16 protein-coding genes are annotated in these 19901 nt (G+C 71.6%); 12 read left to right on the top strand and 4 right to left on the bottom strand.

Annotated elements, in window-relative coordinates:
* The first annotated feature begins 52 nt into the window (after positions 1–52).
* From Actob_RS40540 to Actob_RS40510, 7 genes are all read left to right on the top strand, one after another.
* Positions 53–1147, top strand: coding sequence for a BMP family lipoprotein (locus Actob_RS40540; RefSeq protein WP_284917268.1), 1095 nt, complete (start codon positions 53–55; stop codon positions 1145–1147).
* 50 nt (positions 1148–1197) lie between these two features.
* A complete protein-coding gene (locus tag Actob_RS40535; protein WP_284917267.1) occupies positions 1198–2790 on the top strand; it encodes an ABC transporter ATP-binding protein in 1593 nt (530 codons plus the stop codon).
* The gene (locus Actob_RS40530) at positions 2787–4025 is read left to right on the top strand and encodes an ABC transporter permease (RefSeq protein ID WP_284917266.1); all 1239 of its coding nucleotides are present in this window, start codon (positions 2787–2789) and stop codon (positions 4023–4025) included. Before Actob_RS40535 ends, Actob_RS40530 begins: the two co-directional genes overlap by 4 nt.
* 4 nt (positions 4026–4029) lie before the next feature.
* A complete protein-coding gene (locus tag Actob_RS40525) occupies positions 4030–5298 on the top strand; it encodes an ABC transporter permease (protein ID WP_284917265.1) in 1269 nt (422 codons plus the stop codon).
* 78 nt (positions 5299–5376) lie between these two features.
* Entirely contained in the window at positions 5377–6090 is a 714-nt protein-coding gene (locus Actob_RS40520) for a cytidine deaminase (RefSeq protein WP_284917264.1), read from the top strand.
* Positions 6087–7364, top strand: coding sequence for a thymidine phosphorylase (locus Actob_RS40515; protein ID WP_284917263.1), 1278 nt, complete (start codon positions 6087–6089; stop codon positions 7362–7364). The genes Actob_RS40520 and Actob_RS40515 overlap by 4 nt, the downstream gene beginning before the upstream one ends.
* A 6-nt stretch (positions 7365–7370) precedes the next feature.
* Positions 7371–8051 (top strand): DUF4272 domain-containing protein, encoded by a 681-nt coding sequence (locus Actob_RS40510; protein WP_284917262.1) that lies wholly within the window; start codon positions 7371–7373, stop codon positions 8049–8051.
* A 1-nt stretch (position 8052) separates the two neighbouring features.
* On the opposite strand, the gene Actob_RS40505 is transcribed toward Actob_RS40510, so the two are convergent.
* On the bottom strand, positions 8053–8877 hold the full coding sequence (locus Actob_RS40505; protein ID WP_284917261.1) for a putative RNA methyltransferase: 825 nt from the start codon (positions 8875–8877) through the stop codon (positions 8053–8055).
* Between the two features lie 26 nt (positions 8878–8903).
* Here Actob_RS40505 and Actob_RS40500 point away from each other — a divergent pair, with 26 nt between their 5' ends.
* The 5 genes from Actob_RS40500 (at position 8904) to Actob_RS40480 (ending at position 15504) form a co-directional block, all read left to right on the top strand.
* The gene (locus tag Actob_RS40500; RefSeq protein ID WP_407653501.1) at positions 8904–10025 is read left to right on the top strand and encodes an adenosine deaminase; all 1122 of its coding nucleotides are present in this window, start codon (positions 8904–8906) and stop codon (positions 10023–10025) included.
* A 458-nt stretch (positions 10026–10483) separates the two neighbouring features.
* Complete coding sequence (locus tag Actob_RS40495) at positions 10484–14041, top strand: sensor histidine kinase (RefSeq protein ID WP_284917260.1); 3558 nt, start codon at positions 10484–10486, stop codon at positions 14039–14041.
* Positions 14038–14442: a roadblock/LC7 domain-containing protein gene (locus Actob_RS40490; protein WP_014447580.1), complete on the top strand. Its 405-nt coding sequence runs from the start codon at positions 14038–14040 to the stop codon at positions 14440–14442. The genes Actob_RS40495 and Actob_RS40490 overlap by 4 nt, the downstream gene beginning before the upstream one ends.
* 89 nt (positions 14443–14531) lie before the next feature.
* On the top strand, positions 14532–14912 hold the full coding sequence (locus Actob_RS40485; protein ID WP_185046269.1) for a DUF742 domain-containing protein: 381 nt from the start codon (positions 14532–14534) through the stop codon (positions 14910–14912).
* Between the two features lies 1 nt (position 14913).
* Positions 14914–15504, top strand: coding sequence for a GTP-binding protein (locus tag Actob_RS40480; protein WP_043512997.1), 591 nt, complete (start codon positions 14914–14916; stop codon positions 15502–15504).
* A gap of 330 nt (positions 15505–15834) precedes the next feature.
* On the opposite strand, the gene Actob_RS40475 is transcribed toward Actob_RS40480, so the two are convergent.
* From Actob_RS40475 to Actob_RS40465, 3 genes are all read right to left on the bottom strand, one after another.
* The gene (locus tag Actob_RS40475; RefSeq protein WP_284917259.1) at positions 15835–16527 is read right to left on the bottom strand and encodes an HAD family hydrolase; all 693 of its coding nucleotides are present in this window, start codon (positions 16525–16527) and stop codon (positions 15835–15837) included.
* A 116-nt stretch (positions 16528–16643) separates the two neighbouring features.
* Positions 16644–18938, bottom strand: a complete 2295-nt coding sequence (locus Actob_RS40470; RefSeq protein WP_284917258.1) for a transposase — start codon at positions 18936–18938, stop codon at positions 16644–16646.
* Positions 18939–19002: 64 nt separating this feature from the next.
* Positions 19003–19887 (bottom strand): DNA primase, encoded by an 885-nt coding sequence (locus tag Actob_RS40465; protein WP_407653500.1) that lies wholly within the window; start codon positions 19885–19887, stop codon positions 19003–19005.
* Positions 19888–19901: the final 14 nt, after the last annotated feature.

Here is a 19901-nt window from a genome sequence, read left to right as displayed (position 1 = left end):
CTGCCGACCTGAGACTTGCCGAGAGTGCGGTGAGCAGTGGAAGGAGGGCGTCTTGCGCCCAGTACGTGGGAAGCGGATCGTGGCGATTCTCGCGGCAGGTGGGCTGACGCTCGCGGCCGCTGCTTGTGGCAAGGCCCCGGAGGAGACCTCGTCCGGTAGCGCCAGCGCCAGCGCCGCCGCCGCTTACAAGGCCTGCATGGTGACCGACACCGGCGGCATCGACGACAAGTCGTTCAACGCGTCCGCCTGGGCCGGCATCAAGGCCGCCCAGGGTGAGGCCAGCAACGTCGACCCGAAGTACGTCGCCTCGACCTCCGAGGCGGACTACGAGCCGAACCTGCGCAACTTCGTGTCGCAGAAGTGCGACTACATCCTCGCGGTCGGCGGCCTGATGGGTGACGCCACCAAGAAGGTGTCCGGCGCGAGCGCGGGCTCGCAGTTCGCCATCGTGGACAGCGGCAGCACCGGCGCCAACGTCTACCCGATGCAGTTCGCCACCCAGCAGGCCGCGTTCCTGGCCGGTTACCTGGCGGCGGGTTACTCGAAGTCGGGCAAGGTCGGCACCTTCGGCGGCCTGAAGATCCCGCCGGTCACCATCTTCATGGACGGCTTCGCCGACGGCGTGGCCTACTACAACCAGAAGAAGGGCAAGACCGTCCAGGTCCTGGGCTGGGACAAGGCGAAGCAGAACGGCACCTTCGCGGACAGCTTCATCGACCAGAACAAGGGCAAGACCATCACCCAGACCCTGGTCTCGCAGGGCGCCGACGTGGTCATGCCGGTCGCCGGCGGCACCGGCCTGGGCACCGCGCAGGTCGCCAAGGACTCGGCCGGCAAGGTCTCGGTCGTCTGGGTCGACCAGGACGGCTGCAAGAGCGCCGCGCAGTACTGCGACGTCTTCCTCAGCACCGTGGTGAAGAACGTCGAGGAAGCCGTCAAGGAGTCCGTGGTCAAGGGCGCCAAGGGCGAGAAGCTCGAGGCCACCCCGGGTTACATCGGCACCCTGGAGAACGACGGTGTCAGCCTGGCGCCGTTCAACCAGTTCGACAGCAAGGTCGACGCGACCCTCAAGTCGGAGCTCGACCAGCTGAAGAAGGACATCATCGCCGGTACGGTCAAGGCCGAGTCGGCCAGCGCGCCGAAGTGACCTTCCGGTAGTAGCATGTCGGCCGCCGCGCGGCCGCGGATTCACGATCCGTGGTCGGCGGCGGCTCGCGTTTCACCCTTCCCTCCACCAGGACCAGCACCGAGACTCGGGAGATTCCGCTGAAACTGGAACTGCGCGGCATCACCAAGCGCTTCGGCGACCTGGTGGCCAACGACCACATCGACATCACCGTCGAGCCCGGCGAGGTGCACGCCCTGCTGGGCGAGAACGGCGCCGGCAAGTCCACCCTGATGAACCAGTTGTACGGCCTGCTGCAGCCGGACGAGGGGCAGATCGTCGTCAACGACGAGCCCCAGGTCTTCCGCAGCCCCCGCGACGCGATCGCGGCCGGCATCGGCATGGTGCACCAGCACTTCATGCTGGTCCCGGTCTTCACCGTGGCGGAGAACATCGCGCTCGGCGCCGAGGAGACCCGCGGCGGCCCGCTCGGCTGGCTGGACCGTCGCCGCGCCCGCCGCGACGTTCTGGAGACCTCGAAGAAGTTCGGCCTGCCGGTCGACCCGGACGCCCTGGTGGAGGACCTGCCGGTCGGCGCCCAGCAGCGGGTCGAGATCGTCAAGGCGCTGACCCGCGACGTCGACCTGCTGATCCTGGACGAGCCGACAGCGGTGCTCACCCCGCAGGAGACCGAGGAACTGCTCGCGGTGATGCGCTCGCTCACCGAGATGGGCAAGTCGATCGTCTTCATCACCCACAAGCTCAAAGAGGTCAAGGCGATCGCCGACCGGATCACCGTGGTCCGCCGCGGCAAGATCGTCGGCACCGCCAGCCCGGACACCAGCGAGGAGGAGCTGGCCGCCCTGATGGTCGGCCGCGCGGTCAGCCTGGAGGTGGCGAAACAACCGGCCGATCCGGGCCGCGCCGTGCTGCAGCTGGCCGGCCTGGTCGTCGACGACGACCGGGGGATCCGCGCGGTCGACGGCGTCGACCTGGAGGTCCGCGCCGGCGAGGTGCTCGGCATCGCGGGCGTGCAGGGCAACGGGCAGACCGAGCTGGTCGAGGCGATCATGGGGTTGCGCGAGGTGCGCGCCGGCACGGTCCAGCTGGACGGCGAGGACCTGGCCGGGCAGAGCACCAAGAAGATCCTGCGCTCCGGCGTCGGCTACGTCCCCGAGGACCGCAGCCACGACGGCGTGGTCAAGGAGTTCAGCGTCGCCGAGAACCTGATCCTCGACATGTACGACCGGGAGCCGTACGGCAACGCGTTCCGCCTGGACATCGCGAAGATCGCCGGCAACGCCAAGGAGCGGGTCGCGCAGTTCGACATCCGGACCCAGTCACCGGAGTCCGCGGTCGGCACCCTCTCCGGCGGCAACCAGCAGAAGGTGGTCATCGCCCGGGAGATGTCCCGCCCGCTGCGCCTGTTCATCGCGTCCCAGCCGACCCGGGGCGTGGACGTCGGCTCGATCGAGTTCATCCACGGCCGGATCATCCACGAGCGGGACCAGGGCACCGCGGTGCTGGTGGTCTCCAGCGAGCTCGACGAGGTGGTCGGCCTCGCCGACCGGATCGCGGTGATGTACCGCGGCCGGATCCTGGCCGTCGTCTCGCCGGACACCCCGCGCGAGGAGATCGGCCTGCTGATGGCCGGCATCACCGGCGGCAACGAGGAGAAGAAGTGACCGCCGAAGCGACAAAGCCGAAGGACACCGAACCGGCCGCGAAGGAGACGTTCCTCAGCGCCTTCACGCGCCACCTCTGGGCGTCGAACAGCGTCACGGTCACCGTCCTGTCGATCGTCCTGGCCATGGTGATCGGTGCGGTGCTGGTGGTGATCTCCGACTCGGCGGTGCTGGCCAAGTTCGGCTACCTCACCGCCCGCCCGGGCGACGCGCTGCAGGCCAGCTGGACGCTCGTCAGCTCGGCCTACGCCGACCTGCTCAAGGGCGCGTTCGGCGACCCGGACGCGATCAGCGCCTGGCTCTCCGGCGGTGGCACCTGGCAGGACGCGTTCTCGCCGATCTCCGAGACGCTCACCTACGCCGCACCGCTGGTGTTCACCGGCCTGTCGGTGTCGCTCGCCTTCCGCGGCGGCCTGTTCAACATCGGCGCGCAGGGCCAGGCGGTGCTCGGTTGCATCGCGGCCGGCGCGGCCGGGTTCACCTTCGGCCTGCCGATCGTGCTGAACCTGATCGTGGCGCTGGTCGCCGGCGCGCTCGGCGGTGCCCTGTGGGGCTTCCTGCCGGGCCTGCTCAAGGCGCGCACCGGCGCGCACGAGGTGATCACCACGATCATGCTCAACTACATCGCCGGCCTGTTCCTGGCCTGGCTGGTCATCCAGAAGGTCGTCCAGCAGCCCGGCCGGTCCGACGCGATCAGCAAGGTGGTCGCCGAGTCGGCCCAGCTGCCGTCGTTCGGCGGCGCGCTCCGGGTGAATCTCGGCATCGTGCTGGCGGTGCTGGTCACCGCCGGCGTGGCCTGGCTGCTCAACCGGTCGGCGTTCGGCTTCGAGCTGCGCGCGGTGGGCTCCAACGCGCCCGCCGCGAGGACCGCCGGGATCAGCGTGGCCAAGACGTACACGCTGCTCATGGCGGTGGCCGGCGCGCTGGCCGGGCTGGGCGGCGCGACCCAGGTGCTGGGTACCGCGTACGCGCTGACCCCGTCGGTGGCCGGCAACATCGGCTTCGACGGCCTGCTGGTCGCTCTGCTCGGCCGTAACCGCCCGTGGGGCACCCTGCTCGCCGCGATCCTGTTCGGCGCGCTGCGGGCCGGTGGCAACCGGATGCAGTCGTTCACCGGCATCTCGCTGGAGCTGGTCACCGTGCTGCAGGCCCTGATCGTCATCTTCATCGCCGCCCCCGCACTGGTGAAGGCGATCTTCCAACTTCGTGCCGCCCGCACCACGGCGAAGGGCTGAGGACATGTCGACCACGACTGTGGAGGAGCTGGCCGAGGTCGCCGCGCCGGAGCCGTTCTGGACCCGGCAGCGCCGCCTCGGGGTGGCCCTGATCCTGCTCGGCGCCGTCGCCGCCGCCCTGTTCGGCGCGCTCGCCCCGAGCAAGGACGCCCGTTTCACGCTCACCGAGGACGCCAGCGGCGCCGCGCTCGCCATCAACGGGCAGCTCGGCGCGGTGCTGTTCGGCGTGCTGACCCTGGTCGCCGGCGGCCTGCTGGTGGCCGGTCTGCTCAAGCGCTGGTCGAACGCGCTGCTGGTGACCGGCATCGTGACCTTCGTGCTGTCGTTCCTGTGCTGGCAGGTGGCCGGCCAGTTCCTGGCCCTGGAGGACACCCTCAGCGGCACCATGGACCTGGCCCTGCCGCTGATCCTGGGTGCCCTGGCCGGCGTGCTCGGCGAGCGTTCCGGCGTGGTGAACGTGGCCATCGAGGGCCAGTTCCTGATGGGCGCGTTCGGCGGCGCCCTGATCGGCACCATGGCCGGCAGCGTCTGGGCCGGCCTGATCAGCGCCGCGGTCGGCGGCGTGATCATCGCGGCGATCCTGGCCGTGCTGTCGATCCGCTACCTGGTCGACCAGACAGTGGTCGGCATCGTGCTGAACCTGTTCGCGCTCGGCGTCACCGGCTTCCTCTACGAGCGGCTGATGCAGCCCGACGCGGCGAAGTACAACACCCCGCCGCAGATGCCCAGGTGGCGCATCCCCGGGCTGGCCGACATCCCGGTGCTCGGCCCGGTGTTCTTCCACGCCACGCTGCTGCTCTGGATCGCGCTGGCGCTGGTCCTGGTGATCTACTTCGGGCTCAACCGGACCCGGTGGGGCCTGCGGACCCGGGCGGTCGGCGAGCACCCCACCGCGGCCGACACGGTGGGTATCCGGGTGCGCGGCCTGCGCTACCTGAACGTGCTGCTCGGCGGCGTGGTGGCGGGCCTCGGCGGGGCGTACTTCACGCTGGTGGCGACCGGCAGCTTCACCAAGAACATGACGGCCGGCGCCGGCTTCATCGCGCTCGCCGCGCTGATCTTCGGGCGGTACTCGCCGATCGGGGCGTTCGGCGCGGCGCTGTTCTTCGGGTTCGCCCAGAAGCTGGCGTTCTACCTGGCCGCCATCGGCAGCCCGGTGCCGAACCAGTTCCTCAGCATGCTGCCGTACATCGCCACGATCATCGCGGTGGCCGGCCTGGTCGGCCGGGTGCGCGCGCCCGCCGCGGACGGCATCCCGTACGTGAAGAGCTGAGTTCATTCCACACGGATGCCCGGGCCTGGCCCGGGCATCCGTCTTTGACGGACCTGACAGTGGGGCAGAATCGAGATCATGGAGATCGACTGGGCGGCGCTACGAGCGGCCGCCATCGAGGTGATGCGCCGTGCCTACGTGCCCGCATCCGACTTCCCGGTCGGCGTGGCCGGCCTGGTCGACGACGGCCGGGTCATCGTCGGCTGCAACGTCGAGAACGCCTCCCTGGGTATGACCCTGTGCGCCGAGTGCGGGCTGGTCAGCGCGCTGCACGCGAGCGGTGGCGGCAAGCTGGTGGCGATGTCCTGCGTGGATGCCACCGGGGCGCCGCTGATGCCGTGCGGGCGCTGCCGCCAGCTGCTCTGGGAGCACGGCGGCCCGGACATGCTGGTCGAGGCGCTGCCCCGGCCGCTGCGGATGGACGAGTTGCTGCCGCACGCGTTCGGCTGGGTGGACATGGAGAAGGTCACCGGCCCGGCCGGCGGCCCGGAGGTCCCGGCCGAGCTGGCCAAGTGGCGCGGCCGCGGCACCGTCTTCGTGCATCCGGACCTGTCCGGCGGCGCGACGATCTGGACCGGGTACTGGGAGCGCTCGTCCGGCGCCCCGGACGCCGGTGAGGACAAGGGCATCCTGGAGGAGGGGCCGAACTTCCCGACCGCCTCCGCCGCGGTGGCCTGGGGCCTGGTACGCACCCCACGGATCGTGGTGGTGGACGCCGAGGGCGGACTGTCCTGGGCGGGCGAGGGTGAGCTGCCGGAGGGTATCCCGCAGCGGTGGAAAGAGGAATCATGAGCGGGATCACCGCTATCGACGTCATCCGGGCCAAGCGGGACGGGCACGCGCTGTCCGACGCGCAGATCGACTGGGTGGTCGACGCGTACACCAGGGGTGTCGTCGCCGACGAGCAGATGTCCGCGCTGGCCATGGCGATCCTGCTGCGCGGCATGAGCGCCGCGGAGATCGCCCGGTGGACGGCCGCGATGATCGCCAGCGGCGAGCGGCTGGACCTGTCCGCGGTGTCCCGGCCGACCGCCGACAAGCACTCCACCGGCGGCGTCGGTGACAAGATCACGCTGCCGCTGACCCCGCTGGTCGCGGCGTGCGGGGTGGCCGTCCCGCAGCTGTCCGGCCGCGGTCTCGGCCACACCGGCGGCACGCTGGACAAGCTGGAGTCGATTCCCGGCTGGCGGGCCCGGCTGAGCAACGAGGAGTTCATCGCGCAGCTGCGGGACGTCGGCGGGGTGATCTGCGCGGCCGGCGAGGGGCTGGCCCCGGCCGACCGCAAGCTGTACGCCCTGCGCGACGTCACCGGCACCGTCGAGGCCATCCCGCTGATCGCCAGCTCGATCATGAGCAAGAAGATCGCCGAGGGTACCGGCGCGCTGGTGCTGGACGTCAAGGTCGGGTCCGGCGCGTTCATGAAGGACCTGGACCAGGCTCGGGAGCTGGCCCGGACCATGGTGCGGCTGGGCAAGGACAGCGGGGTCAACACGGTCGCGCTGCTCACCGACATGAGCACCCCGCTCGGCCTGGCCGTCGGCAACGCCAACGAGGTGGCCGAGTCGGTCGAGGTGCTGGCCGGCGGTGGACCGTCCGATGTGGTGGAACTCACTCTCGCGCTGGCCCGTGAGATGCTGGCCGCGGCCGGCGTGGACGCCGACCCGGAGAAGGTGCTCGCCTCGGGCGCGGCGATGGACAGCTGGAAGGCGATGATCCGGGCGCAGGGCGGCGACCCGGACGCGGCGCTGCCGACGGCGGCGCACACCGAGGTGCTGCGCGCCGAGACCGACGGTGTCGTCACCACGATGGACGCGTACGGGATCGGCATCGCCGCCTGGCGGCTCGGCGCCGGCCGGGCCCGCAAGGAGGACCCGGTCAGCTTCGGCGCCGGCGTGCAGCTCAAGGTCAAGCCGGGGGACCGGGTGACGGCCGGCGACGTGCTGCTCGAGCTGCGTACCGACGACGCGTCGCGGATCGAGGCGGCCCGGGCCGACGCGGTCGCCGCCATCAAGATCGGTTCGGCCGCCCCCGCCTCTGCCGGTCTGCTGCTGGACCGCATAGCCTGACGCACCATGACGAAGGCCGCCCCCGACCCACGCGCGGTTCGCGAGGCCAGCCTGGACGAGTTGTCCCGGCTCGGGCTCCCGCTGCCGCCGCCCAGCTTTCCGCTGGTCTGGGAGCTCGGCGACACTGTCGAACTACGGCCGGTCGCCGAGCTGGAGGCGCGCGCCGCGGTGCTGCACGTGGTGGTCGCCCGCTGTTTCGGGATGCCCACCGAGGCGGCGATGAGCTGGCTGCTCGCCTCGCACCTGGTGGAGCTGGTGACCCCGCCGGAGTGGCAGTTCGTGATCGGGGCCAAGGGCGATCACCGCTCGTTCGTGCTGCACCACGACGCGGTGTTCGCGCTGGCCTGGCTGCTCGGCCTGGGCCGGCACCTGGACCCGACGGTGCCGCCGGACGACCACCTGATGGCCCAGATGCCGGACCTGCCGGCCGGCGAGACCTTCGGCCGGTGGCGGTCCCGGTCGCTGGTCGCGGTCCGGGACGCGGCCGAGGCGGCGGTGCTGCTCGATCTGTACTACTGCCTCGACTGGGCCTACCAGGAGGCGGAGCAGGCCGGGCTGCCGCTGCCCGGCGAGGTGGACAGCAACGCGATCGGGCAGCGGCGGTGGGCGCTCGAGTGGGCGGTCATCTTCCACGGTCCCTACCACGACAAACCACCCGAATGGGAAGAGGTGGACCTGTCGGTCTAGGTCAGAGCCTCTTCCGGTACGCGGTGAGCTCCACGACGGCGGTGACCGCCAGCTCGCGCGTGGGCAGCTCGGCCACCGGAACGTGCCGGGCGCTCGGCGTCATCCCGACCAGGGTCCGCACCTCGGCGGCGGTCAGCCGCATCACCTGCCGGTGGGTGGCGCTCGCCACCGGCTCGAAGTGCTCCTCCAGCGCGCCGCTCACCCGGGCCGCCTTGTCCGGGTCGACCCGGATCAGGCCGTGTGCCGCGACCAGCTCGGCCAGGTGGTCGGCGGCCGGGGTGACGACCAGCAGGCGGCCGTCCGCGCGCAGCACCCGGTGGTACTCGGCGCCGTTGCGCGGGGCGAAGACGTTGAGGATCACCGTCGCGGCGTCGTCGGCGATCGGGAGCGGGCGCCACAGGTCGGCCAGTACCGCGGCGGCGCGCGGGTGCGCCCGGGCGGCCCGGCGCAGCGCCGGTTTCGACACGTCCAGACCCAGGCCGACGGCGGCCGGGCAGGCGTCGAGCACGTGGGCGAGGTAGTCCCCGGTGCCGGTGCCGGCGTCCACGATCAGGGACGGCTCCGGGCGTACCGTAAGCGGGTCCGCCTCTTTGGCGAGCGCCTCGGCGATGAACCGGTAGTGACCGGCGGCGAGGAAGCCGGCGCGGTCGGCGATCATCTCGGCGCTGTCGCCGGTGTGCGGGAGGCGGCCGGCGCTCAGGTCGGCATAACCCTGCCGGGCCATGTCGAAGCTGTGCCCGGCGGGGCAGCGGAGCGTCCGGTCGAGCCGATCCAGTGGCAGTCGACACACTGGGCACCTCAGGAACGGCAATGCGCCATCGATCATCAGGGGATTCCCTCTACGCTTCGCTGATGGCAGGTATCGCACACTCGGACATCGTCAAGGCTCCCAAGGTTCTGCTCCACGATCACCTGGACGGCGGTCTGCGCCCGGCCACGATCGTCGAACTGGCCGCGGCCGTGGGGCACGAGCTACCGGACACCGATCCGGCCCGGCTGGGCGACTGGTTCGTCGCGGCCGCCGACTCCGGCTCGCTGGAACGGTACCTGGAGACCTTCGCGCACACTGTCGCGGTGATGCAGACCGAGGAGGGCCTGCACCGGGTGGCCAAGGAGTGCGCGCTCGACCTGGCCGCCGACGGCGTGGTGTACGCCGAGATCCGGTACGCCCCGGAGCAGCACCTGGAGCGCGGTCTCACGCTGGATCAGGTGGTCGAGGCGGTGCACGCCGGGTTCCGTGCGGGTTGTGCCGAAGCGGCCGCGCAGGGCACCCCGATCCGGATCGGCACCCTGTTGACGGCGATGCGCCACGCCGCCCGGTCCCAGGAGATCGCCGAGCTGGCGGTCCGGTTCCGGGACGCCGGCGTGGTCGGGTTCGACATCGCCGGCGCCGAGGCCGGCTTCCCGCCCACCCGGCACCTGGACGCGTTCGAGTACCTGCAGCGGGAGAACTTCCACTTCACCATCCACGCGGGTGAGGCGTTCGGGCTGCCGTCGATCTGGGAGGCCATCCAGTGGTGCGGCGCCGACCGGCTGGGGCACGGCGTACGGCTGGTCGACGACATCGCGCTGGGTGCCTCCGGGCCGAGCGAGGTGACCCCGACCGGGGGAACCCAGGCGGCGCCGCCGGTGCTCGGGCGGCTCGCGTCGTACGTGCGGGACAAGCGGATCCCGCTGGAGCTGTGCCCGTCGTCGAACGTGCAGACCGGTGCCGCCGCCTCGATCGCCGAGCACCCCATCAAGCTGCTGCGCGACCTGCGCTTCCGGGTCACCGTCAACACCGACAACCGGCTGATGAGCGGTACCTCGATGAGCCGGGAGATGAGCCTGCTCGCCGAGTCGTTCGGGTGGGGCTGGGCGGAGATGCAGTGGCTGACCATCAACGCGATGAAGTCGGCGTTCATCCCGTACGACGAGCGACTGGTGTTCATCAACGAGGTGATCAAGCCGGCGTACGCCAAACTGCTCGGCTGAAATCGGCCCTTTTCCCGACATTCCGCTTTTCTGGGAAACGGGCGAACGTACGTCGGTCGAAATTACCTGTCCGGTTCCGAGGGTCCACCGTTCGGCTACACTGCCGCCTACAAACTCGGCATAATCCGGCATCTCGCCTTGCCGATCGCGGTGGACCGAGCCATCGTCGTTCCTGTCGCGATCGACTACGATCTGACCGTCGGCCTGCGCCCACCCCCCAACGCCGCGCCGACATCCTCGAGTGACCTTGAGAGACCTGCACCTCTACAGGTAGTGATTTCAGACCGGCGATGTCCAACTACGACGTTGCAACATCGCGTCACACAACCGGTCCGTGTCCGCCTGGTCTTTCTCTTTGACACTCGTCGTGATGGAATCTCGGGGGCCCGACCCGGCGAGTCGGTTGTGCGCGGAGCCCGGCGAGCCGAATGCCGGGCCCGAATCAGGAGGACGGTGACGTGAGCAAGCGCCCAAGTGAGGCGGACGGCGTCATGTCGCGTCTGCGGCGACCCACGGGTCGACTGCGAGACCTTCCCATCTGGTCCAAGCTGGGCCTCATCATGCTGGTCCCGACCGTGGCGACGATCATCGTCGGCGTCAACGGCCTGGTCGACCACATCGACGAGGCCGACAACGCCGAGAACGCCCGGACGCTGGCTGCGCTGTCCGAGGCCGCCGGCGGGCTGGTCGACCAGCTTCAATCCGAGCGGGCGTACGCGATGATGATCGCGGTCTCGACCGACCAGGACCTCAACAAGCGGGTCAACGGCGGCAAGACGAACGCGACTCTCCTCAAGTACGGCAGCGACAAGTACAGCGCCGAGCACGTCAAGGTCGACGCGGCCATCCAGCCGTACGCGCAGCAGCGTGCCGCGCTGGAGGACGTCCCGTCCCGGGTCGACATCCTGCTCACCCGGCTCGACCACAACCTGGCCGACCTGCCGGCGTTCCGCAGCGGGGTCGGCAACAAGGAAAAGACCACGACGAGCGTCAACGAGACGTACACCAAGCTGATCGCCGACCTGCTCGCGGTCCGCGACGTCGCGGCGCAGCAGGCCAGCGAGACCGCCCTGAGCGACCGGCTCCGCGCGGTCGCCGAGGTGGCCCGCGCCAAGGAGTACATCTCGGTCGAGCGCTACCTCGGTCACCAGGTGATCGCCGAGGGCTCGTTCTCGCCAACCCTGCGGCAGGCGTTCCTGACCGCCGACACCGGCTTCGACCTGGCTCGCAGCACGCTGGAGTCGGTCTCCACCCAGGGTGAGTTCGAGTACTTCAAGAACACCACCGACTTCAACGCGCAGCAGCGTGCGGCGACCGACCTCACCGGCCCGCTGCTCGGCAACGGCGGCACCACCATCGACAAGTCCGTGTACACCACGGACAAGTACGAAAAGGCGATGAACGGGTACAACGACACGTTCCGCCAGGTCGAGTCGAAACTCGACAAGGACATCGTCGCCCAGGCCACCGACCTGCGGAACACCACGAACCGCCGGGTGTTCGTCGAGACCAGCATCCTGCTCGGCATGCTGCTGCTGGCCATCCTGTTCGCCTGGCTGGTCGCCCGGTCGATGGCCCGCTCGCTGCGCGAGCTGCGCCAGGGCGCGCTCGCGGTGGCCCAGTTCGGCCTGCCGCACGCGGTGTCCCGGCTGCGTGACCCGTCGCTCTCCGCGTCGCTCACCCCGGCCCAGGTCGCCGACCAGATCGCCGAGCCCCTCCCGGTGCGCAGCCGGGACGAGTTCGGGCAGGTGACCGAGGCGTTCAACGCGGTCCACCTGGAGGCCGTCCGGACCGCGGCCGAGCAGGCCGCCCTGCGGGCCTCGGTCGCGACCATGTTCGTCAACCTCGCCCGCCGTTCGCAGATCCTGGTCGACCGGCTCATCGGTCACCTGGACCGGCTGGAGCGCGGCGAGGAGGACCCGGACCGGCTGGCCGAGCTCTTCCAGCTCGACCACCTGGCCACCCGGATGCGGCGCAACGACGAGAACCTCCTGGTTCTCGCCGGCGCCGACTCCACCCGTGTGCAGCGCGAGCCGGCCGCCCTGATCGACGTGCTGCGCGCCGCGCAGTCCGAGGTCGAGCACTACACCCGGATCGAGTTCGGCGTCATCGACCGGGAGATCGAGGTGGCGGCGCACGCCGTCAACGACATGGTCCACCTGGTCGCCGAGCTCTTCGACAACGCGACGGCCTTCTCCCCGCCGAACTCGAACGTGCTGGTCGAGGCCCGCCGGGTCGGCGACAACGCGGTGCTCACCGTGGAGGACCACGGCATCGGCATCAGCCGCGAGCAGCTGCGTGACCTGAACGAGCGGCTGGCCAACCCGCCGACCGTCGACGTCGCCGTCTCCCGGATGATGGGCCTGGTCGTGGTCGCCCGGCTGGCGAACCGGCACACGGTCCGGGTCGAGCTCCGCCCGGCCGACCGCGAGCGCGGCACCGTCGCCGAGGTGGGCCTGCCCGTCACCGTCCTGGCCGCCGGCGGATCCGCCCGGGTGCCGGGTGGTTACGACGCGCCGCCGCCGGCCGCGATGCCGTCGTTCGGCGAGCCGCTGGCCCTGGAGAGCGGCCGCGGTGGCTTCCCCGGCAACCGGCCGTACGACCCGGCGGTGAACGGCACCAACGGTGGCGTACCGGCCTGGTCCGACCTGACCGGCGCCGCGCCGTCCAACGGCTTCGGCGGCAGCGGGATGAACGGGTTCAACGGTTCGGCCAACGGCTTCGGCGGCGGCGCCAACGGCTCGGCCAACGGCTTCGGCGGCGGCGTCAACGGCAACGGCTCCGCCAACGGCTTCGGCCCGCGCAGCAACGAGCCGATGCCGCCGCTCCCGTCCGGCCCGCTCAGCACCGGCCCGCAGGGCTTCGCCGGGCTGGACGAGCTGGCCCAGCGCCGCAACGGCAACGATTACCAGCGCCCCGACGGGGACCTGAACGGCTTCGGCGCGACCATCCCGCGCCAGCTCCCGGCGAACCCGGAGAGCCAGAGCCGGACCCCGTTCATGCCGCCGGTGTCCGCGCCGCCGGTGCCGTCCGCCCCGCCGGTCTCCTCGGCCCCGCCGGTGACCTCGGCCCCGCCGGTGCCGTCCGCGCCGCCGGTCTCCGCGGCCCCGGCCGACCCGGTCTCGGCGAACCCGTTCGCCTCGGCGCCGCCGGCCTGGCCGCCGGTCGCCGGTGACCGGGAGAGTGCCACCCCGCACGTGCCGGAGAACCTCGCCGCGGCGCTCGACATGACCGCCGAGATCCCGCGGTACCGCCCGGAGAACGCCGAGCCGCAGCCCGAGGTGGCCCGTCCGGTCAACCCGCCGATGGCGGCGTTGCCGGCGTCGGCCCCGCCGGCCTACGACGCGGTCGCCCCGGTGAGCGCTCCGGCAGCCGACGCGCAGGCCGCCGCGGCGGCCCAGATCGCTGCGGCGCAGGCCCCGGCCCGTGAGGGCGCGATGCCGTTCGCCGACGAGACCATGGAGCTGCCGATCTTCCGGGAGCTCGAGTCGGCCTGGTTCACCACGACCCAGGCGACCGGCGGCAAGCCCTCCGTCTCCGGCAGCGGGGAGGAGGCGGTGGTCTCCCAGCGGATCCCGACCGGCGAGCCCACCCGGACCGCCGGTGTCCCGCAGCAGGCGGCCTCCCCGGAGGCCCGGGAGCTCGACACGGCTACGATCGGTGCCTCCGCGGCGGCGGCCGGTTCCTACGGCGGCGGCGGGGCTCCGGCCTCCAGCCCGTGGCAGACCGCTGCTGACGAGGGCTGGTCAGCGGCTCGCAAGGCGTCCGAAGTCTCCATCGACACGACCACCACGGCGGGCCTTCCCAAGCGCACGCCGATGGCGCAACTCGTCCCCGGCGGTGTTGACCGGGGCGGTAACTCCGTCCAGCGCCGTACGCCTGAGGGGGTGCGCGGTCTGCTGTCCGCGTACCACCGGGGTGTGCAGCGCGGTCGCACCAAGGAACAATCGACCAACCTGGAGGAGACTCCGGGAGGGCAGCAGCCCTCGCAGGCTGGCAAGGAGCATGAGGCATGACATCTACGCAGGATCTCGGTTGGCTTCTGGCCAACTTTGCTGACCGCGTTCCCGGGGTCGCGCACGCGATCGCGGTCTCCGCCGACGGCCTGCTCCTGGCGGCCTCGCGGGACCTCCCCCGGGACCGTGCGGACCAGCTCGCAGCGATCGCGTCCGGGCTGGTCAGCCTGACCCAGGGCGCCGCCCGGTGCTTCGAGGGTGGTGCTGTTCTGCAGACGGTCGTGGAGATGGACAATGGGTTCCTGTTCCTGATGTCCATTTCCGATGGTTCCTCGTTCGCGGTGCTCGCGGCTCGCAGCTGCGACGTCGGTCAGGTGGGCTACGAGATGGCCCTGCTGGTCGACCGCGTCGGTGAGGCGCTGACCCCCGCGCCGCGGTCGGCGGCCGGGGTGCTGGGCTGAAGGCGCGGTGAGCCGGCCCATCCGGCTACTGTCCAAAAACTTGAGAACCAATACACTTCGAGTGGCCGAGGGAGGGGTTGACGGTGACAATGCCTGAACGCGATGAGCCGACCGGCGCGCTGGTCAGGCCGTATGCCGTGACCCGTGGTCGAACCCGGCCCAAACTTGAGATAGCGCTGGAAGCGCTGGTCGAGACAACCGTGCGCGGCCGATCTGGGATGATCCGCGGCGGGCAGGGTGGAAGCGAGCATCAGTACATCGCGGCGATGTGCGACGGCGGCAGAGTTCAGTCGCTGGCCGAGATCGCCGCACGCATGCAACTGCCGCTCGGTGTGGCACGTGTGATCGTCGCCGACATGGCCTCTGACGGCCTGCTCGCGGTGTACGAGCCCACCTCGCTAGAGGACGAGACCGACGCGGTAGGCACGGAACTGCTGGAAAGGGTGCTGAGTGGACTTCGCAGGCTCTGACATGTCGCAACGTCCCGCTGCGGGCGGACGCGTGACATCGGCGAAGATTGTCATCGCCGGTGGCTTCGGCGTCGGTAAGACGACGCTGGTGGGCTCGGTCTCGGAGATCACCCCACTGACCACCGAGGCGATCATGACCTCGGCCGGTGTGGGCGTCGATGACAACCGGCAGGTGCCGGGCAAGATGACCACCACCGTCGCCATGGACTTCGGCCGGATCAGCATCGATCGCGACCTGATCCTGTACCTGTTCGGCACCCCCGGCCAGACCCGGTTCTGGTTCATGTGGGACGAGCTGGTCCGGGGTGCGATCGGTGCGGTGGTCATGGTGGACACGCGTCGGCTCGCCGACTGCTTCGCCGCCATCGACTTCTTCGAACACCGTCGCCTGCCGTACCTGGTAGCGATCAACTGCTTCGACGGCATGCAGTACCACAACCCGCAGGACGTTCGGGACGCGCTGGCGATCTCGAGCGACGTGCCGGTGGTGAGCTGCGACGCCCGCAACCGTGAGTCGACGAAGAACGTCCTCATCTCCCTGGTGGAGTATGTGCTGACGATGCGTCGCACGCGCGCGGTCGCCCCCGCCTGACGAATCGGTGAAAGCCCCGCTCCGCTGGTCGGAGCGGGGCTTTCGCGCGCTCTCGGACAGGCACTTCCCGCATCCGATCGACGACCCTGCGTGACGAATGGGGGCGGTCGGCGGTGGACAGGCGGCTCCGACCCGGACCCCGCTCCCGGCCCTCGAACCTCGGCCCGCAGCCCTCGAACCCCGGCCCTCGGCCTCGGCCCTCGAACTTCGGCCGCCGAGAACCTCGGCCCCCCGAACCTCGGCCCCCGGTTTCCGTCCCCCGGGCTCCGGCGCTCGGCTGCCAGCCTCCAGACCCCGAGCCCCGAGCCCGGCCGCCGGTTCGGCTGGCGGTCAGGGATGGGTGAACAGCGCCGGAAGGGCGGACAGGTCCGGGATCCGATGATCCGGGAGAAAGGCGTCCGGGTCGGTGCGCAGCTGCCGGGCGTCCGGGTAGGCAACGTTGGTCACCAGCACCGGTCGCATCCCGGCCCGGCGGGCGCCGTCCAACTCCCGGCTGCCCCCGTCGCCGACGAACCAGCACTCCGCGGCCCGGACGCCGAGCCGCTCGGCCACCGTCGCGTAGAGGCGCGGGTCCGGCTTGCGGCACCGCTCCCGCCAGGAGAAGACCGGGACGTCGATCCGGGACGCGTACGGCGTCGCCGGCCACGCCTCGACGAGCTCACTCGAACAGTCGCTCAGAAGCCCGAGAAGATACCCCTCCGCCCGTAGCCCATCCAGTACCCCCAGGGCCTCCGGACGGGGCCTGCGAACGATCTCAGCGCCCGCGTGGTGGATGCTGACCGCGGCCGTCAGGCGGTCGTCGTTCGGTTCCGCCCCGCAGGACCGGGCCATCGCCAGCAGGGTGTCCCGGGTACCGCCGTGGGCGCCGACGATCCGCCGCGGGAAGGAACCCGTCATCGCGGCGGTGAACCTGTCGACCGGCACGCCCAGGGACCGCGCGGTCGCGGCGAACGCGGCTAGCCGGTCCCTCTCGGCGGCCGGGTCGGTGAGCGTACCGAAGAAATCGAAGACGATGGCTCGCATGGAGGAAGCCTGCCGGGCGACGAAGCGGCAGCGTTCCGGCGGGTGGCTGCCGTCCCGTGACGAACAACGAGGCCGGGCCCGCCCGAAGGCGGACCCGGCCTCGTGGAGTCGGTCCCTCAGCGACCGCCGCCGTAACCGGCGCCGTTGTTGCGGTACTCGTCGGCGCCCTCGCGGTCCCGGGTGAAGTCCCACCCGCCGGCCGCCTCGCGCCCCGGGCGGCCACCCATCGCGAACCCGCCGATCTCCTGACCACGCCGCCAGCCGCGGAAGTAGCCGGTGGTGTGCGCGGCGATCGACGCCGCGTCCCGGACGATCCGCAGCGGGCGCTCCTCGCGCAGCGGGGAGCCGGGCACCAGGTTGGCCTGGGGCACCCGCTTGGGCAGGCCGGCTGAGGTCTCCGCGGCGACGGCCGGGGTGGCCGCTTTCTCCGCGGCACGCCAGCCGCTGTCGTTCGGGTTGGCCCAGTCGACGCTGCCCGAGTCGCCGGGGCCGCCGGTGAACCAGGCGGACCGGGCGGCCGCGAAGATCAGCAGATCGCCGTCGCTGCTGTCCGACGGGACCGGCGGGGTGGCGCTCCGGTCCAGCGCGGTGACCCGGGTCGGCAGGCTGTCGACACCGCGGCCGCCACCGTCGACGACCCGCAGCGAGGGCGGCTCGCCGATCTGGTCGAGACCCGGCAGCTTGGCTCGGCCACCACCGTTGAGCTGGGACTCCACCAGGCGCAGGGCCGGCGGCTCCTTCGGCATGTCCTGCCACGGCGGGCGCACCCGGCTCTCGCCGTCACCGGCCGGGCTGACCGAGGCGGCGGCCGAGACGGGCGGCGGGGTGAGCGCCGCGTCGTCGCCGCCGTTGTTGAGCAGCGGCCAGTTCGCCCGGGAACCCGGCTCCGCGGTCTCCTGGGCGGGACGCGGCGCCGGCATCGGCAGGCTGAAGTCGGTCGGGCTCGCGGGTGTCCCGTTCGCCGCGGCGGGCGGCGGGGTGGTCCGCGTGTTCGGCCGGGCCGGGATGACGGTGCGCTGCCGCTCGGCCCGCGCCCGGTTGAGCTCGGCGTGGGTGAGCGTGGCGCGGAACGGCTCGCCCGCGTCGGCCGGGCTCGGCGAGCCGGCCGGCGAGATCGGGTTGCGGGCCGCGGGGGAGATCGGGTTGCGGGCCGCCGGCGAGACCGGTGTCGACGGGATGGCCGGGGTCCGGGTGCCCGGCACCGGCCGGGTCCCCGGGGTGATCGGCGTCATGCCCGGCGGGGGCGGCGGCACCGACACCGGCCGGTTGCCCGGCGTGCCGGCCCGGCCGGGAAGCCCGTTGGCCGCGGCCGGGGCCACCGGCGGCGGCGCGATCGGGTCCGGGGCGACCGGCGGAGCGTTCAGCGGCTGCGGGGTGGCCGGGCCGTTGCCCAGGCCGGCGACGGCCGGCTCGGGACGGCCGCGACGGCCGAACCGGGACGGGGTCTCCGGCGCCGCGGCGGGCGCCGGCGGCAGCCCGGCCGGCTCGGCGGCCCGGCGAGCGGCGCGACGGCCGACGTTCGGCTCGGTGGCCGGGAGGCCGGTCCGGGCGGTGAGTGTGCCGACCAGGGCCGAGCACGCCTCGTCGCAGGTGCGGACCGCGGCGATGGCATGCCGGACCGCCTCGGCGGCGGCCGGGGCCAGCGACTTGTTGACGCCGCCGCGGCGCGGCGACTCGCTGATCGCCACCTGGAGCGCGGTGACCGCGGCGACCACCTGGTCCTCGTGGCCGGCGCCGGACCGGGTCAGCGTGCCGGCGATCTCCTGCGCGGCGTGCGCCGGGTCACCGCCCCGGCCGGTCAGCCGGCCGGGCTCGGGGATCGCCTCCAGGACCGCCATGGCCAGCGGGTGCGCCGGATCCGGGTAGGCGCGCAGGGCGGCCGGGTAGAGCTCGCGGAGCACCTCGCGCAGGGCGACGGCCGCCGCGTTCCGCCCGACCAGCATGGCCACGTGGGCGGCCAGCACCGGCTTGTAGCTGACCAGCTCGCGCGGCGCGGGCAGGGTCACCGCGGCGATCGCGCCGGCCTGCAAGGCCCGGGCCAGCCCGACCGCCCGCCGGGCGGCGGCCGGGGCGTTCATCTCCTCCGGGGAGTCGTCGTCCGAGAAGCGCTCGGCGAAGTCGTCCGCGTCGTCGTCGTCGACCACGACCAGCGGCCGGCCGGCGGCGGTGAGCAGCGAGGTGACGACGTGGTCGTCACTGTCGGCGGCCACCGCCGCGTCGCCGAAACCCGTCGTCCGTTCCACGAGGAGCGTCCCCAGCGAGGCATAACCCGCCGGATCGTCGCTGATCTCGTGGACGCCGAGCAGCCGGCCCGCGTCATCCACCACGGCGATGGTCAGCGGCGCGGCCGAGGCCGAACGCACCGAATCATCAGCCGACGCCAGACCGCAGTACACGCGCACGAGCGCCACGGCGTCGTCCTCCTCCCCGGGAGTGCTTCTCTGTGGCCAAGGACTGATGTTCCCTGGTAATCGGTCAGTCACGCCAGTCCACAGCAGCAGAGATCTTGCCGATCACCGAACGCCAGCCGAGACTCGCCTGTTGTGCCCCGATTTTCTTCAGTCGCCGGCGACCGAAGAAACCGCCCATCCCACCGGTCTGCGCGGCACGCAGCGATTCGTCCAGGTCGTCGAGCGGGGAGCCGGGGGACAGCGCCAGGATCACCGGCTTGAGCCGGAGGGCATACCCCAGATCCCGGGCCACCTCGCCGGCGGCGATCAGCAACGGCAGATCCCACGTGTCGTGCCCGCCGCGCAGGTTCTCCACCACGAGGTCGAGTTCGTAGCGCTCCTCCGGCAGCGGGTCGATGTCGCTCGACTGTACCCGCTCCGCGAGGTCGCCCCAGGTGTCCAATTGTGCGAGATCGTGCGGAGCACCCGAACGAATGAAGGAGACCAGCGACTCGGCGTTCTTGAAGGCGAGCAACCGGCCCTTGTGACTGAGGAACATGGGTACTTCCTCGTCATCCGGCTGGGCCTTGGCCTCCTCCGTCTCGTCGGCGGCGTCGGAACCTTCGGATTTCTCGGACGTCTCGTCGCCGGACTTCGCGTCCGCGTCGTCGTCATCGGAGAGGAGCGCCTCGTACTCCTCGTCGACGATGATCCCCTCCTCGCCGTCCTCGTCGAGGGCGGCGCGCTTGCGCGCGTCGAAGAGGTCGTCCTCCTCGGCCTCGATCTCGGTCGGGGTCAGCTCGGAGACCTTCCGGTACGCCCGGAGGGTCAGGCCGACACTGCCGGGGAGAGCGATCTCGACCGGCTCGACGCGGACCTCGTCCCAGAGCTCACGCCCGTTGAGTCCTTCCGCTGAGGACTTCTCGGCCACCGGCGCGGACGCCTCGGGCTCGTCGGACTGGCTGGTCACGGTTGACCTCCGGG

It is taken from the genome of Actinoplanes oblitus (assembly GCF_030252345.1).
Taxonomy (GTDB): domain Bacteria; phylum Actinomycetota; class Actinomycetes; order Mycobacteriales; family Micromonosporaceae; genus Actinoplanes; species Actinoplanes oblitus.
Note: the sequence above shows the minus strand (reverse complement) of the source record. Positions and strands in the feature narration are given on the sequence as shown.

What these genes read in the sequence shown, in the direction of transcription:
- Actob_RS40525 (WP_284917265.1), top strand. Translation starts at nt 4,030, where the DNA reads ATGTCGACCACGACTGTGGAGGAGCTGGCCGAGGTCGCCGCGCCGGAG.
- Actob_RS40520 (WP_284917264.1), top strand. Translation starts at nt 5,377, where the DNA reads ATGGAGATCGACTGGGCGGCGCTACGAGCGGCCGCCATCGAGGTGATG.
- Actob_RS40515 (WP_284917263.1), top strand. Translation starts at nt 6,087, where the DNA reads ATGAGCGGGATCACCGCTATCGACGTCATCCGGGCCAAGCGGGACGGG.
- Actob_RS40510 (WP_284917262.1), top strand. Translation starts at nt 7,371, where the DNA reads ATGACGAAGGCCGCCCCCGACCCACGCGCGGTTCGCGAGGCCAGCCTG.
- Actob_RS40505 (WP_284917261.1), bottom strand. Translation starts at nt 8,877, where the DNA reads ATGATCGATGGCGCATTGCCGTTCCTGAGGTGCCCAGTGTGTCGACTG.
- Actob_RS40500 (WP_407653501.1), top strand. Translation starts at nt 8,904, where the DNA reads ATGGCAGGTATCGCACACTCGGACATCGTCAAGGCTCCCAAGGTTCTG.
- Actob_RS40490 (WP_014447580.1), top strand. Translation starts at nt 14,038, where the DNA reads ATGACATCTACGCAGGATCTCGGTTGGCTTCTGGCCAACTTTGCTGAC.
- Actob_RS40485 (WP_185046269.1), top strand. Translation starts at nt 14,532, where the DNA reads ATGCCTGAACGCGATGAGCCGACCGGCGCGCTGGTCAGGCCGTATGCC.
- Actob_RS40480 (WP_043512997.1), top strand. Translation starts at nt 14,914, where the DNA reads ATGTCGCAACGTCCCGCTGCGGGCGGACGCGTGACATCGGCGAAGATT.
- Actob_RS40475 (WP_284917259.1), bottom strand. Translation starts at nt 16,527, where the DNA reads ATGCGAGCCATCGTCTTCGATTTCTTCGGTACGCTCACCGACCCGGCC.